Genomic DNA, 15393 nt, shown 5'->3' with positions numbered 1-15393 from the left:
TTTTAGGGGTTTCTTTTTTTATGGAATAATTTAAAAAGATACGTCCTATATGTATAAGAGAAGCTATAACCCAACTTGTCCAAAAAGGAGGAAGGATATATATGGACAAATTCAAAAAATAACCCTCTATGCACTAACGGCGGCCCTACTTGCGACCTCTTGTCCGTGGCAAGCCTTTGCAGAGAGAAATCAACCCGTCGCACCGCCACCGCCGGTGACCGCACCGGGAGAAGGTGGATCTAGTGCAGGCAGCAAAGATGTTGGAGAAAACAACAATAACAACAACATCGTCCAAAACGGCAAAGACCGTTACAACCTGGACACCATCGGTCTCGACAAAAACGGCAAAAAAAGCCTGGAGAATACACCAAAATCCATCGACCACCAAGAATACACGACGATTCTTTATAACTGGTCCGGACTAAAAATGGGACCCGACGGCAACGTCTACGACCGCAAGACCGGAAAACTCGTTTATGCTCCACCGGAAGTAAAATACGATGTCGTGGTAAGCTACAAAAACAAAGAAACTAACCAAGACACTGTCGATGTCTATTCCATGTTTGGCTTTAAAGGCTTTGAAAACTATCAAGACCAATATCAAGGCAAACAAGTCAATCGTCATGACATGACCAGTTATCATCAACCCAACTACTACGATTACTCCCTAAAAAACTACAATGTTGGCAATGTAATGGATAAACCCGTCATGGGCATAATCCCTGAAGATGCGAAGGTTGAAATTATCGAGTATTCTAAGCCAGTGTTTTTTGATTTTGGGGAATATTAAAGGGTTTCGTAATCTTGATTTTTTATTATTTTAATAGAATAATGTAGTTATTGAAATCGGCGCTGAGAGGGGGATATATGAACTTTTATTTTTGGATATGGGCGATTCCGGCGGTGCTATTTTTTATTGGTTTCGTTTATTTAAAGACTCGACAACCTTCTACGCCACAGAATAAACAAGGGATAGAGAAAACGACCTCGCCAACGGATCGAGATCGAATGATTTCCTCATTAGCCTTAGATGAATCGAGTGAGGAATTGGAAGAGATTATTCAATCGGCTCGAAATGCTTACAAAAGCATATATGATGCCCTACTTGCGGGCAATATCAGCGAAGAAGTCGCATTATTTTTGGCGCAACTTACCATTACGAATCCATATCTATTGAGGGAGAGCCAAATTAAGGCGGTGTTTCGTTTGGAAGTGCTTGTGCAAAAGGGCGACATCCATAATGAAGACGGAACACTATGGAATTTACAATTGTTGCGAAGAATTTTAAATACCCTCGCCGATCACTTTCTAAAGAGATTGGCCCTGGTTTCTATTCATACGGAGGATATACCGAAGGAAGAGATTTCGGCGAAAAGTTTGAACTGATAAAAACACTGCTAAAAGGTGTCGACGTAAAGGAGAAGCTTCTCGATTCAGAACCTGAGGCTATAACATCCCGTTTAGAGGAAGAAGAGGCGTGGAGAGCAGAGGATGAATTATTTGAACTCTGGATTGTGCATACCATTATTCGAGAAGACGAGCAATCAAGACAAGAACGGGAAGGCGGCAGGAGTTTCTTTACCCAAAAAGAGGAACATTCCGATGACTACGAACAAGATCTCCTATATGACGAGGAGTATGACGGCGCTGAAGATGAGGCGGAAGTTTACGACGACTATGATAACTATTGGGATGGTTACGATAGCGGCGAAGTAGATGATATAGATTTGGATGTTTAAGATTTGTAAATTAAAATTGATTATACCTACTTCTATCGCCACTTAGAAATGAAAAACAGTGAATAATAAAAATCAAAAATAAGACGAGAAGATCTAAAAAAGATTTACATCAACTTAACATAAGAGTGACCTTCGTTTAATGGAGACTCGTTACAATGCCAATAGCATGATGAAAGTTTTCTTAGGAGGAAAAAATGAAAAAAATGAAAAACTTTAAATTAGCTCTCGGAGCATCCCTTTTAGCACTCACTCTCGTTGCTTGTGGCGGAGGCGACAAAGCCGACAATAAAGACAACGGAGCTGCTCAAAATAACAATCAAGCGGCTCAACAAGGTGAAGAAGCCAATGATTCCGCAAGCTTGGATAAACTAGGCCAAGTAGCCGTCATTACCCGAGAAGACGGATCCGGTACTCGCGGCGCCTTTACTGAAATCGTAGGTCTTATTGAAAAGAACGGCGATCAGGAAACGGATACGACGACTCAATCCGCAGCCGTTCAAAACTCTACTAACGGTGTCATGACCACAGTAGCAGAAAACCCCTCGGCCATCGGTTATATCTCTCTCGGCTCTTTAAATGATACGGTTCATGCTGTAAAAGTAGAAGGTGTCGAACCCTCGGCAGAGACAATTTTAAGCGGTGAATACAAATTAGCTCGTCCCTTCCTATTAGTCACAAAAGGTGAACCGAAGGAAGGCACTCTCGAAGCAGACTTTATGAAATTTGCTCTCTCTAATCAAGGTCAAGCAATCGCTGAAGAAGCAGGTTATGTAAAAAATGAATCGGCAGAAGATTATGCTGCCTCCGATGTCTCCGGCGAATTGACCGTAGCAGGTTCTACATCGGTTACCCCCCTTATGGAAAAACTCGTCGAAGCTTACAAGGGCTTAAATCCCAATGCGACGATTCAAATTCAATCCAACGGCTCCTCCGCAGGTATTACTGCAGCAGCGGAAGGTACTGCTCAAATCGGTATGTCCTCGAGAGAATTAAAGGATCAAGAAAAAGCCAATGTACAAGGTACGGTTCTTGCACAAGACGGTATCGCAGTCGTAGTCAACAAGGAAAACTCCTTGGAAGACATCAGCTTAGAACAAATTAAGTCGATCTTCAAAGGTGAAATTCAAGACTGGAAAGAATTGGCGAAATAGTTAAATCTCAAGACCCCGTAAAGGGGTCTTTTTTCTTTACATAGATCTTACATAAGGGAGACCAAATATTAAACTCCTCTTGTTAAAGTAATCTTATTCAAAGGAGGTAGACAATGCGATCTAAACCATATGAGAAGATTTGGGAATTGATTTTTCTCATCAGTTCTCTATTATCAGTACTCTCGATTGTCGTGATATGTTATTTTATCTTTAAAAACGGGGTTCCGTTTATAGCGAAGACCGGTCTCGGTCACTTTATTCTCGGTAAAGAATGGAGGCCGACGTCGACGCCGTCAAGCTTCGGCATTTTGCCCATGATCCTAGGTTCTGTAATGGTTACCTTCGGCTCGATCATTATCGGTGTGCCTATCGGCGTGATGACGGCTATTTTTATGGCGTTTTACTGTCCGGAAAAGCTATATAAGATTTTAAAGCCGGCGGTTAATTTAATGGCAGGCATTCCCTCGATCATCTACGGTTTCTTCGGTTTGATGGTATTCGTTCCCATTGTAAGAGGCTGGTGGGGCGGAACGGGGATGACGGTGTTTACCGCATCGGTCTTACTAGGGATTATGATCCTGCCTACGATCATCGGTCTGTCGGAAGCATCCCTTCGCTCGGTGCCAAAATCCTATTATCAAGGCTCCATTGCATTGGGAGCCACTCAGGAGCGCAGCTTACTCCGCGTCGTCGTACCGGCGGCGAAGTCCGGGATTTTGTCCGCTACCATATTGGGCATCGGCCGTTCTATCGGCGAGACCATGGCGGTCATTATGATAGCAGGTAATCAGCCCATGATCCCGACGGATATTAAACACGGGGTCCGAACCATGACGGCTAATATCGTCCTGGAAATGGCCTACGCAACGGGAGAACATAGAGAAGCCCTTATCGCCACCGGCGTCGTACTCTTTGTGTTTATTCTTTTAATCAACACTGTATTTAATCTCGTAAAAAGGAGGATGGCAGCATGAAAGCACGTTCTATGGCGGCAAAAGCCGTTATTATGGTTAGTGCCTTTATTACTTTTGCCATACTCGCCATTTTAGTCGGTTATATTGTAATAAAAGGTGCACCTCATCTGAGCGCAGAAATGTTTGAAAAAACCTATACGACAGAAAATATTTCTATGTTTCCCGCCATTGTAACTACTCTCATCGTAGTGGTACTTTCTCTTGTTGTGGCGACACCTATCGGTATCTTTACCGGTTTTTACTTGGTGGAGTATGCAAAGAAGGGTAGCAAAGTTGTGGAAATCATTCGAATTGCCACGGAAACTCTATCGGGCATTCCCTCGATTATTTACGGCTTGTTCGGTATGTTGTTTTTCTCCATCGCTTTAAAGCTCGGTTATTCGATCTTATCAGGTGTCTTTACTTTATCAATTATGATTCTTCCCCTTATTATTCGCTCTACGGAAGAATCGCTTCTCGCCGTCGATGACAGTTTAAGAAGCGGCTCCCTGGCCCTCGGTGCCGGTAAACTTCGCACCATTGTGCGAGTCGTATTGCCTGTGGCTATGCCCGGTATTTTATCCGGAATTATACTCGCCATCGGCCGTTGTGTCGGCGAAACGGCAGCCCTCATGTTTACTCTGGGAACGACGACGGATATGCCTAAGAGCTTACTTTCAAGTGGTAGAACCCTGTCCCTTCATATGTATGTCTTATCTTCGGAAGGGCTCTTTGTGGACCAAGCTTTTGCCACTGGTTTTATTCTCATTATTATAACTTTATTGATCAATAGCCTAAGCTCCTTCATTGGAAACAGGCTGTACGGAGGGAATTAAATGAACAATACTAAAATGTCGGTCAAGGATGTAATTTTATGGTACGGTGATTTTCAAGCACTGAAAAACATCAATCTTGATTTAAAAGAAAATGAAATTACGGCCTTTATCGGTCCGTCAGGATGCGGTAAATCCACTATGCTCAAGTGTTTAAATCGCATGAATGATCTTGTGGAAGATTGTCACATCGAAGGGGAGATGCTCTTGGACGGAAAAAATATTTATGCTCCGGGCTATGATGTGAACTTGCTTCGCAGACGGGTGGGCATGGTATTTCAAAGCCCGAACCCTTTTCCCATGAGTATTTTCGATAATATCGCATACGGTCCCAGAACCCACGGTACGAAAGACAAAAAGAAACTCGAGGAAATCGTGGAACGCTCTCTGAGAGGTGCCGCTATTTGGGAAGATGTAAAAGATAAGCTTCATCAAAAGGCTACCGAGCTTTCCGGAGGTCAGCAACAGCGTATTTGTATCGCCCGTGCCCTCGCCGTCGAGCCCGAGGTGCTTTTAATGGACGAACCCACTTCGGCACTGGATCCCATTTCAACTTTAAAGATTGAAGAATTGGTACAGGATCTGAAAAAGGATTATACTATTATTATGGTAACCCATAATATGCAACAGGCAGCACGTGTCTCCGATAAGACGGCCTTTTTCTTGACAGGCGAGGTAATTGAAATGGATGATACCGAAAAGATGTTTGCCAATCCCCGGGATTCCAGAACTGAAGACTATATTACCGGCCGATTCGGTTAAATGGGAGGATACTATGAGAAAGCAATACGATATGGAGTTAAATAAGCTCAATACCCAACTGGTGGACATGGCGGCATATGTTGAACAAGCTGTATCTGATGCGTTGAAAGCGTTGGAAAACCGCGATGAACAACTTGCCCATCAAGTCTCGAAAAACGACAGGGAAGTGGACCGCATGGAGCGGGAAATAGAAGATATATGCCTCATGCTTTTATTACGTCAACAACCTGTAGCGGGAGACCTGCGTTTTATTTCCGCAGCCCTTAAGATCATTACCGATCTCGAAAGAATCGGAGATCAAGCTCAGGATATTTGCGAAATTTCACTCACCATGGATCCCAAACCTATTGCATCGCCTTTGACCACCATTAGGGAAATGTTTAAAGAATCCTCCGCCATGATCAAAATGGCAGTGGACGCTTTCATAACTAAAGACGAAGAACTGGCCAACGAATGTATTCGCCACGACGATGTAGTAGACGCTTTGTTTGTAGATTGCAGAACACGGATCATTAAAGAATTACAATCGGGCCATAATGATCCCGAGGAACTGATCGACTTATTGCAAATCGCCAAGTATTTGGAACGTGTCGCCGACCATGCGGAAAACATAGGGGAATGGGTCATTTTCTCCTTGACCGGTCACCACAAAGATTATCTCGGCGTCGAAACTTTTGGAGTGTAATATGATTTTTTGCGTTGAAGACGAAGGTAACATCCGCGATTTGATCGTCTATGCCTTAAAGAGCAAGTATGATGATGTGCGAGGCTTTGAATCCGGGGAAGAGCTTTTTGCAGCTCTGAAAGAAGAACGGCCTGATCTGCTCCTGTTGGACATTATGCTTCCGGGAGAGGACGGCCTTCAAATTTTAGACCGCATTCGCTCCGATGAATCGACGGCGGATATACCCGTCATTATGCTTACGGCGAAGACGTCGGAGCTGGATAAGATCGTGGGCCTCGACAAGGGAGCCGACGATTACATTACCAAGCCTTTCAGCGTTTTGGAACTTTTAGCGCGTGTAAAGGCTGTTTTGCGGCGAACGAAACCGAAGGAAAAAGAGACATCCTCTCTTTCCATCGACGGCGTGACCATTAACGAAGAAGAGCATATTGTGACGGTAGACGGGGAAGAAATCGCCCTAACCTATAAGGAATTTGAACTGCTTCTCTACCTCTTTCAAAACAAAAACATCGTACTCAATCGGGAGAAAATCATGTCCAAAGTATGGGGCTATGATTTCGAAGGAGGCTCCAGGACGGTCGACGTTCATATCGCCTCCATCCGTCAAAAATTAAAGGACAAAGCCTATCTCATCGAGACGGTGCGCAATATCGGCTATAAAGTAGGATCCAAGTAATGAATAAAACAGTACGCCTGCTAAGCGTTCTAATCGCTTTTATCATCGCCCTTGTCTTTCAACTGGCGGCATCTGTGGAGAGCAATCGCAGAGAGTGGGCGCTGAAAGAAGAGGCTGTCGACACCCTTCAAAATATTCTTCGAGAAGAAGACGAGGACCGGCGCGTCGCTATATTAAAAAATAGCGGTGGGCAGGAATCTTTGCTTTATATAGATGAGGGAGAAAAAATACTGTTCAGCAATCTTTCCCCCGAAATAGAAAACTCCCTTTTAACACTTGCATCTAAGAATGATCAAAAGGAGAGATGGCAATTAAAATCCGATACATCCCTGGAGAAGAAGTATATTGAAAGGACGGAGTTTTCCGACGGAAGCTATTTACTCATGGGCATGACTCAAGATTCTTTACTCATGACTAATCTGCACTTTCTGCCCTACACCCTTCTTCTGACTATGGTTGCCGCTACGTCTCTGTACCACCTTTGGCAATACGCTACCTATCGGGACAAGAGCCAAATTAAACAGCTCTTTAGGCAGTTTAGGCACTATGTTATAGATCATAACTATCAAATGGACTTACCTCCCCAACTTTTAGATTACGAGGCCATTTTAATCGACGAATCCTCGCGCCTGCGCCATCGTTTGGGAAGTCTGGAATCGCAACTTCAGGGCATGAACGACATGGTGGACAATATGACCGAGGGCGTTATTTTGGTGGGAGCGGATAAAAAAATCATTACGATTAATGATTCGGCGGTAAAACTTTTAAGCGGTTCCATTCATAGCCAATACATTAATAAAGATTTCGACAAACTTTGCGATGAAGGAGATTTCCACGATGCTTTCCATCAGATTTTCAATGAGAGAAAAGGGGAAGTGCGAAAGTTTGAAATGGAAGGCTTTATTATCAAATGCTTTTTCGATCCCGTATTTAACAGTAGTGGCGGACTTTACGGCATGCTGCTGTTGTTAATCGATGAAACTCAACAAAGTTTGGCGGAGCGAAGCAGGCGAGAGTTTACATCCAATGTAACGCACGAACTCAAGACGCCTCTTACCTCTATCAGCGGCTATGCGGAATTGCTTCGATCCGGCATGGTCAAAGAGGAGGATCGAGACCGGTTTCTAGATATTATTGCCAAGGAATCGGAAAATCTCTTTCACTTAATCGATACGATAATTTCTTTTTCGCGATTGGAAGAAAAGAATCGAGCGGAAGAATATCGCACCGTGGAGATGGAAGGGCTCGTTGACGAAATCCTCGCTCACTTTGCGCCGGAAATTAAGAATAAGGAACTTCGCGTAGACTTTAAGCCGGGAAGTGAGAATAAACTATTTACCCATCCCGCCCTTATGAAGGAGCTTATAACGAATCTCGTAGATAATGCCATCGCCTACAATGTGGACGGCGGTTCTATCGACATTGCCATCGACGACAAACATGAACAGGATTTTATTATCACGATTGAAGATACGGGCATCGGCATATCTTACGACGACCAGAAGCGTATCTTCGAGCGCTTTTATATGGCGGACAAATCCAGATCTTATAATGAAAAATCTACCGGACTCGGTCTCGCCATCGTCAAGCACAATGTAGAAAGTTTAAAGGGCACCATCGATTTAAAATCCCAATTAAATCACGGCTCCGTATTTACTCTCCGTTTTCCGAAAAGCGGTACAGTTTCCACACATTAATTTCACGAAGAAATTATAGTATAATGGGGATACTGGGAGGTGCCTATGTATAAGATTTTAGTCGTCGACGACGAGGCGAAGATTCGTGAGGTTATTCGAACCTACGCCGAATTTGAAGGCTATGAAGTCATCGAGGCGGTGGACGGTATGGAAGCCGTTGAAATTTGCCACGATGAGGATTTCGACGTAATCGTAATGGATATCATGATGCCTCGTCTCGACGGATTCAGTGCCTATAAAGAGATTAAAAAAGAAAAAGACATTCCCGTCTTAATGTTAAGTGCCAGGGGAGAGGAATACGATAAGCTCTACGGCTTTGAAATCGGCATCGACGATTATGTCGTCAAGCCCTTTTCTCCCAAGGAGCTGATGGCCCGCCTGTCGGTTATAATTAAGCGCCATCATCATGTACGAGAAAATCACCTGTTGGAGTTCGACGGACTCTCTATCGATTTAGATGGAAGAGAAGTTTATGTCGATAAGAAGCCCGTGGAAATGACCCCGAAGGAATTCGATCTCCTCGTGTTCATCGCCGAAAATGAAAACATTGCTCTGAGTCGCGAAAAGCTGCTCAATAAAGTATGGGGTTATGATTTTTATGGCGACGACCGTACGGTGGACACTCACATTAAAATGCTTCGAAACAGTATCGAACCTTATAGAGATTACATCGTCACCGTACGGGGAGTAGGGTATAAATTTGTCGGAGAAAGCGGTAAATAGTGAAACGGCAAAACATCGTCGATCAAAAGAGCATAAGGGTAAAATTTTGGCTGTACTTTTCCGGTATGGCCATCTTTATATTGATTCTTTTATGGCTCCTTCAAATCGTGTTTATCAACTCTTTTTATGAATCCATGAAAATTCGGGATACGGAAAAAGTGGGACGCTTGGTAACGCGCCAATTCGGGAAAAAAGATTTCGAAGAAACCCTCCTTCGCTATAGCTTCGAAAAGAACTTGAGTCTCCAGGTTTATAACGATCAGGGAGGGCTCGTTTTTCCCCTAAATCCCCTCGATTATATCTATAGACCCATGCTCTCGAAAGAGGATTTCTTTACTTATTTTCTTCCCCTCTTAAAAGATAATAAGACGGAAGAAACTTATGTGGCGGACTATAAATATGAAGATTCCTCTTCCATTCTCTACGTTTCTTACTTAGGAGAACAGGCAGGGGAGCGATTTTTTCTCGCCGTATCCGCCAGCGTGGATCCTGTGGATTCTACCGTGGAAATATTAAAAAACCAGCTGATTATCGTCAGTTTTATTTCGATTTTACTCGCTTTTATCATCTCTTATTATTTGAGTTCCCGCCTCGCCAAGCCCTTATCGGACATGGCCATGACGGCTCGTGCCTTGGGGCAGGGAGATTTTTCCGTGCAATTTAAAGAGCAGGAGTATACGGAGATGAACGATTTAGCGAAGACCTTGAACTACGCTACAGGCGAGCTGACCGACGCTCTGGAAATGCGTAAAGACTTAATCGCCAATGTAAGTCACGATTTTAAGACGCCCCTTACAGTTATAAAATCTTACGGGGAAATGATCCGTGATATTTCGGGAGACAATAAGGAGCTTAGGGAAAAGCATACCCAAACGATCTTAGAAGAAGTGGATTATCTAACGAATTTCGTTAATGATCTCCTTGATCTGTCCCGAGTGGAAAGTGGCCTGGGAACGCTAAGCCTAACCGATGTTAACCTTAAAGATCTTACGAAAGAAGTACTGGCGCGTTTTAAAAATTTAAAGGAGAAAGGGTATATCTTCAGAATTCACGGAGACGGTACCATGGTCTGCGACAGCAACAAGATTCGCCAGGTCATCTATAATTTCATCAGTAACGGGATTAACTATTCTCAAAATAAAAAAGAAATTGACATCTACATTATTTCGGAAGGTAATATGATCACCTACTGCGTAAGAGATTACGGTAAGGGCATTCCAAAAGAAGATCAGGATTCCATTTGGGAGCGCTTTTACCGCGGACGAGATCACCATGAGCGTCAAATGGTCGGAACAGGGCTCGGCCTCTTTATCTGTAAAAATATCCTGGAACTTCACGGCTATCGCTACGGCGTCAAATCGGAAATAGGCGTGGGAAGTACATTCTATTTCCAAGGACCGAGCGGAGAAAATGCAAGTGAAAAAGAAGAGGTATAGGATGAGGAGAAAGCAATTCTTAATATTGGCGCTGATCCAGTTATTTGTGGCCATTTTCGCCGGCGATATTCTTATAAAATATTTCTTTAATCGTGAAATTAAAATGAATGTCTTTTTTGCGCTTGCGGCACTGATCATCGCCTTGTCGAGCAGTTATCACTCTTATAAAAAATATAAAGAAATAAAATAAATAAAAAGCGACCGAGTTTAACTCAGTCGCTTTTTAAATGTATTTTTTAGTCTTCGCTTTCGAGTTCGATCAAAAGCTGACCGCTTTCGATACTGTCGCCCTCTTTCGCAAAAATTTGTGCGATAACGCCGCTGCGAGGGGAGATAACATTGGTCTCCATCTTCATGGCTTCGAGAACCATGAGGGGTTGAGATTCCTTTACCTTGTCGCCGACGGCTACATTGATCTTCGCGACGGTACCCGGGATGGAGGCACCTACTTGATCGGGATTACTTTCATCGGCCATGAGATTGCCTTGGTGTCCTGTAATGGGAAGGGGACGGGTGTGGTCTTCTACATCCACGCTACGTCTGGAACCGTTGATTTCAAAGGTGACGGTGCGCTTACCGTCGTCTTTCAAGCGGCCCACTTCCACGAGAGTGACGATCATTTTTTGACCTTCATTCACAGAGATCTCGGCAGTTTCGCCTTCCTGTAAACCGTGGAAGAACACGTCGCTGCCCATGCGCCATAATTGATCGTATTTGCTAAAGTTTTTAACATATTCTTCAAATACTTTCGGGTAGAGGGAATAGCTCGTAACATCCCGTTCACTGGGTTCATGTTCCATAATGGAGCGGAGATATTTCTTGTCCGCTTCATAATCTTCGGGATCTAAAAGTTTGCCCGGACGGACAGAAATAGGCTTTTCGTCCTTTAGGACGATCTTTTGGAGTTTTTCCGGGAAGCCGCCGTAAGGTTGACCCATCATGCCTTTAAAATAGGTAACGACGGAATCCGGATAGTCCAGATTGGCACCTTTTTCGTAAATATTTTCAGGTGTCAGATCGTTTTGAACCATGAAAATCGACATATCGCCGACCATTTTAGAAGAAGGTGTTACTTTAATGATGTCGCCGACCATTTGGTTGACGTCTTTGTACATTTCCTTAACTTCTTTAAACTTATGGCCCAATCCGAAACTTTCTACTTGAGGTTTTAAGTTGGAGTATTGACCGCCGGGAATTTCATATTTGTAAATTTCGGTAGTACCGCTCTTCAGATCGGATTCGAAGTTTTCGTAAACCGGACGTACCGCTGCCCAGTAGGCAGAGATACGGTCGATGGCGTCGAGATCGATTCCCGTTGAGCGTGAGGTGTTTTCAAGTGCTGCCACGACGGAGTTCAGCGCCGGTTGAGAGGTAAGTCCGCTCATGGAGTTAATGGCCGTATCGGCGATGTCCACTCCGGCTTCCGCTGCCATTAAGACGGTAGCGACGCCGTTACCCGTTGTGTCGTGGGTATGCAGGTGAATGGGGATAGAAACTTCATTTTTAAGGGCTTTTACAAGTTTGTGAGCGGCATAGGGTTTTAATAGACCGCTCATGTCCTTAATGCCGATAATATGGCATCCGGCCTTTTCCAAATCTTTCGCCAAGTTGACATAGTACTTTAAGGAATATTTATCCCGCTTTTCATCGAGAATATCGCCGGTGTAGCACATGGTACCTTCGGCAATTTTTCCGTTGGCGATGGTTTCTTCAATGGCGAGGCGCATGCCTTCGATCCAGTTTAAGGAATCGAAGATACGGAAAATGTCGATGCCGCCTTCAGCCGATTCTTTAATAAATTTCTTTACAACATTGTCGGGATAATTCTTGTAGCCCACGGTATTGTTGCCGCGAACGAGCATTTGCATCAAAAGATTAGGCATAGCTTCGCGAAGAACGTCCAGGCGATGCCAGGGATCTTCGTGTAGGAAACGGTAGGCAACGTCGAATGTAGCGCCGCCCCACATTTCCATACTGAAGATGTCGCGAATATTGTAGTTCATGGATTTTGCTACTTTTAAAAGGTCTACGGTACGCATACGTGTCGCCATTAAGGATTGGTGAGCGTCGCGCATGGTGGTATCTGTAAGGAGCAGGCGATCCTGATCTAAAATCCATTGGGAAAGCTTATCGGCGCCCAACTCGTCGAAGATTTGTTTGGATCCTCTAAAGGATTCTTCCTTATAAGGAGGCACAACGGGAACGTCGAAGGCTTTTTTACGGGAGGTATTGTCGTTGACGACGATGTTTCCAATATGTTCCATCACCCTGAGTTCACGGTCGGTAGACGTATTAATGTCGAAAAGCTCTTGGTGTTCGGCGATAAAGCCCGTGTCGCAAATACCTTTTTTGAACTCTTCCGTATTGAGTACATTTAAGAGGAAGCCGATATTGGTTTTAACGCCGCCGACTTTAATTTCACGTAAAGAGCGAATGGCTTTATTTACCGTATCATCCCATGTACGACCTTGGGTAATAACCTTGACGAGAAGGGAGTCATAATAGGGACTGATGACCGCGCCTTGGAAGCCGTTACCGCCGTCAAGACGTACGCCGAAACCGGAGGAGGAGCGGTAAAGTGTAATCTGACCGGTATCCGGCGCGAAGTTATTCAAGGGGTCCTCGGTGGTAACGCGACATTGAATGGAAAATCCGCGGGGAACGATGGCCTCTTGAGAGGGAATATTAATCGGTTCGTCGGATAGAGCATAACCTTGGGCAATTTGGATTTGAGCTTGAATAATGTCGATGCCCGTTACCATTTCTGTGACCGTATGCTCTACTTGTATACGGGGATTGACCTCGATAAAGTAGTGGTTGCCGGAGCTGTCCACTAAAAACTCTACGGTACCTGCGGAGCGATAGCCGAGATTTTTCGTAATTTTAAGGGCGTCGTTGCAAATGGCCTCGCGAATTTTTTCGTCCACTGCAAATGCGGGAGTAAATTCGATGACCTTTTGGTGGCGACGTTGAATGGAGCAGTCTCTTTCGTGGAGGTGTACCACATTGCCGTATAAGTCGCCGAGGACTTGTACTTCGATGTGCTTCGGACGATCCAAGTATTTTTCGATAAACATAGAATCGTTGCCGAAAGCTTTTTTAGCCTCGCTCTTAGCGGAGTGGAACTGATCCAGGAGTTCTTCTTCGCTATAGACGACGCGCATACCGCGACCGCCGCCGCCGGCAGCCGCTTTGATCATAACGGGGTAGCCCGCTTGCTTGGCAAATTCCAGAGCTTCCGTATCGGAATGGATGGGCTCTTCCACGCCGGGAATGGTCTTAACGCCGGCTTCTCTGGCGATAATTTTAGAAGAAATTTTATCGCCGAGCTTGCGCATGGTTTCCGGGCGAGGACCGATAAATACGATGCCCGCCTCTTCGCATTTTTGCGCGAAATCGGGATTTTCCGCTAAAAACCCGTAACCGGGGTGAATAGCGTCTACCCCTTTATTTTTGGCGAGGTGAATAATCTCGTCGATATCCAAATAAGCGTCGACGGGGTTTTTGCCCTTGCCGATTTGATAGGATTCGTCCGCCTTGGTGCGGAATAGGGACAGACTGTCTTCTTCGGAATATATGGCTACAGAACGAATTCCGAGTTCGCGACAGGCTCTAAAAATACGAATCGCGATTTCGCCGCGGTTGGCGACGAGAATCCGTTTAAACTTTCTCTTTTCCATAATTACCTCCTTGTACCTAATAGGACTATTATAGCCCTTTAAAGCGTGAAGATGCAACTTCACCTTATCATTTGAACAGAGATATTGTTCTTAGGATCCGCCCATGGTAAACTTACTACAGAAAGGATATTCCATGGAATTTTTTATAGCATTTCTACTAGATATAGTGTTTGGTGATCCCGAAAGATTTCCGCACCCCGTGGTCATGATGGGCAAGTGGATACAGAGGGTCTACGCTTTTGTCTTAAAGCAACCTCGAGAAGCGCAAAGGATTCTCGGAATCTTCATGGCTCTTTTTAACAGTCTGGCTATTTTCCTGATCACCTCTTTAGTTGTAAAATTTCTGCCGCCCTTTTTATCCTCTTTGGCCGCAATCTATATTTTTTACACCTCTCTTGCGGCGAAAACTCTCGCCAAGGAGGGGAAGGGCGTTATGGCCGCATTAAATTCCTCGTTGAGCGAAGGTCGGACACGACTTTCCCGCATCGTCGGCCGCGAAACTACTTTTTTGTCGGAGAAAGAAATTATTCAAGCTACTGTGGAAACCGTGTCGGAAAATACATCGGATGGGATCGTGGCGCCATTATTCTATGGTCTTTTATTCGGTCCTGCAGGAGCCTTTACCTACAAAATGATCAACACCATGGATTCCATGGTGGGGTATCGAAACGAGCGCTACGAGGAAGCGGGTTTCGGCGCGGCGAAACTGGACGACCTCGTCAATCTGATCCCCGCAAGGATTACGGCTCTTTTATTTTGTATCTTATCAGGCAGTATAAGGAGTATGAAAAGAGGGTTTCAGAGCGTGAAAGAATTTCACTCTGCTCATCTAAGTCCCAATGCAGGATGGCCGGAAGCTGCCGTGGCAGGTATTCTCGGAATCGAACTGGGAGGCGGCCACTTTTACTTCGGAGAATATGTCGAAAAGCCTACGATCGGCTATTCGATAAAAGAACCTGAACGAAATGATATTCGACGTGCTGTAAATCTTATGTGGCGCGTAACCGTTCTGTTTGTGTGTATATGTATTGTTATAAAGGCTATATAAAGGAGAAAAG

At 44.5% G+C, this 15393-nt stretch carries 15 protein-coding genes; 14 read left to right on the top strand and 1 reads right to left on the bottom strand.

The annotated features are described in order from the left end of the window. Nucleotides 1–49 precede the first annotated feature (49 nt). The 13 genes from PEPTYR26121_RS02750 (at nucleotide 50) to PEPTYR26121_RS02690 (ending at nucleotide 10845) form a co-directional block, all read left to right on the top strand. The gene (locus PEPTYR26121_RS02750; RefSeq protein WP_180498976.1) at nucleotides 50–790 is read left to right on the top strand and encodes a hypothetical protein; all 741 of its coding nucleotides are present in this window, start codon (nucleotides 50–52) and stop codon (nucleotides 788–790) included. Between the two features lie 218 nt (nucleotides 791–1008). After that, a complete protein-coding gene (locus PEPTYR26121_RS02745; protein ID WP_180498975.1) occupies nucleotides 1009–1386 on the top strand; it encodes a hypothetical protein in 378 nt (125 codons plus the stop codon). Between the two features lie 128 nt (nucleotides 1387–1514). Further along, on the top strand, nucleotides 1515–1739 hold the full coding sequence (locus PEPTYR26121_RS02740; protein WP_180498973.1) for a hypothetical protein: 225 nt from the start codon (nucleotides 1515–1517) through the stop codon (nucleotides 1737–1739). 194 nt (nucleotides 1740–1933) lie between these two features. Beyond that, on the top strand, nucleotides 1934–2890 hold the full coding sequence (locus PEPTYR26121_RS02735; RefSeq protein ID WP_180498971.1) for a substrate-binding domain-containing protein: 957 nt from the start codon (nucleotides 1934–1936) through the stop codon (nucleotides 2888–2890). A 113-nt stretch (nucleotides 2891–3003) separates the two neighbouring features. Then, complete coding sequence (gene pstC, locus PEPTYR26121_RS02730) at nucleotides 3004–3864, top strand: phosphate ABC transporter permease subunit PstC (RefSeq protein ID WP_180498969.1); 861 nt, start codon at nucleotides 3004–3006, stop codon at nucleotides 3862–3864. Beyond that, on the top strand, nucleotides 3861–4679 hold the full coding sequence (pstA, locus tag PEPTYR26121_RS02725; protein WP_218956309.1) for a phosphate ABC transporter permease PstA: 819 nt from the start codon (nucleotides 3861–3863) through the stop codon (nucleotides 4677–4679). Before pstC ends, pstA begins: the two co-directional genes overlap by 4 nt. After that, nucleotides 4680–5438 (top strand): phosphate ABC transporter ATP-binding protein PstB, encoded by a 759-nt coding sequence (pstB, locus tag PEPTYR26121_RS02720; protein ID WP_180498967.1) that lies wholly within the window; start codon nucleotides 4680–4682, stop codon nucleotides 5436–5438. Between the two features lie 13 nt (nucleotides 5439–5451). Further along, complete coding sequence (gene phoU / locus PEPTYR26121_RS02715) at nucleotides 5452–6123, top strand: phosphate signaling complex protein PhoU (protein WP_180498965.1); 672 nt, start codon at nucleotides 5452–5454, stop codon at nucleotides 6121–6123. Nucleotide 6124: 1 nt separating this feature from the next. Next, nucleotides 6125–6799, top strand: coding sequence for a response regulator transcription factor (locus PEPTYR26121_RS02710; RefSeq protein ID WP_180498963.1), 675 nt, complete (start codon nucleotides 6125–6127; stop codon nucleotides 6797–6799). Then, nucleotides 6799–8496, top strand: a complete 1698-nt coding sequence (locus tag PEPTYR26121_RS02705; RefSeq protein WP_180498962.1) for a PAS domain-containing sensor histidine kinase — start codon at nucleotides 6799–6801, stop codon at nucleotides 8494–8496. The genes PEPTYR26121_RS02710 and PEPTYR26121_RS02705 overlap by 1 nt, the downstream gene beginning before the upstream one ends. A gap of 45 nt (nucleotides 8497–8541) precedes the next feature. Beyond that, nucleotides 8542–9219 carry a response regulator transcription factor gene (locus PEPTYR26121_RS02700; RefSeq protein WP_180498960.1) on the top strand — a complete coding sequence of 226 codons (678 nt, stop codon included), beginning with the start codon at nucleotides 8542–8544 and terminating at the stop codon, nucleotides 9217–9219. Further along, nucleotides 9219–10655, top strand: coding sequence for a sensor histidine kinase (locus PEPTYR26121_RS02695; RefSeq protein ID WP_246285878.1), 1437 nt, complete (start codon nucleotides 9219–9221; stop codon nucleotides 10653–10655). The genes PEPTYR26121_RS02700 and PEPTYR26121_RS02695 overlap by 1 nt, the downstream gene beginning before the upstream one ends. A 1-nt stretch (nucleotide 10656) precedes the next feature. Next, entirely contained in the window at nucleotides 10657–10845 is a 189-nt protein-coding gene (locus PEPTYR26121_RS02690) for a hypothetical protein (RefSeq protein WP_180498958.1), read from the top strand. A gap of 46 nt (nucleotides 10846–10891) precedes the next feature. On the opposite strand, the gene PEPTYR26121_RS02685 is transcribed toward PEPTYR26121_RS02690, so the two are convergent. After that, the gene (locus tag PEPTYR26121_RS02685; RefSeq protein WP_180498956.1) at nucleotides 10892–14335 is read right to left on the bottom strand and encodes a pyruvate carboxylase; all 3444 of its coding nucleotides are present in this window, start codon (nucleotides 14333–14335) and stop codon (nucleotides 10892–10894) included. A gap of 133 nt (nucleotides 14336–14468) precedes the next feature. Here PEPTYR26121_RS02685 and cbiB point away from each other — a divergent pair, with 133 nt between their 5' ends. Next, nucleotides 14469–15383 carry an adenosylcobinamide-phosphate synthase CbiB gene (cbiB, locus tag PEPTYR26121_RS02680; RefSeq protein WP_180498954.1) on the top strand — a complete coding sequence of 305 codons (915 nt, stop codon included), beginning with the start codon at nucleotides 14469–14471 and terminating at the stop codon, nucleotides 15381–15383. Nucleotides 15384–15393: the final 10 nt, after the last annotated feature.

This window comes from Aedoeadaptatus nemausensis, assembly GCF_903819165.1.
In the GTDB taxonomy this organism is placed as follows: Bacteria; Bacillota; Clostridia; order Tissierellales; family Peptoniphilaceae; genus Aedoeadaptatus; species Aedoeadaptatus nemausensis.
This window is presented reverse-complemented; position numbering and strand designations above follow the sequence as displayed.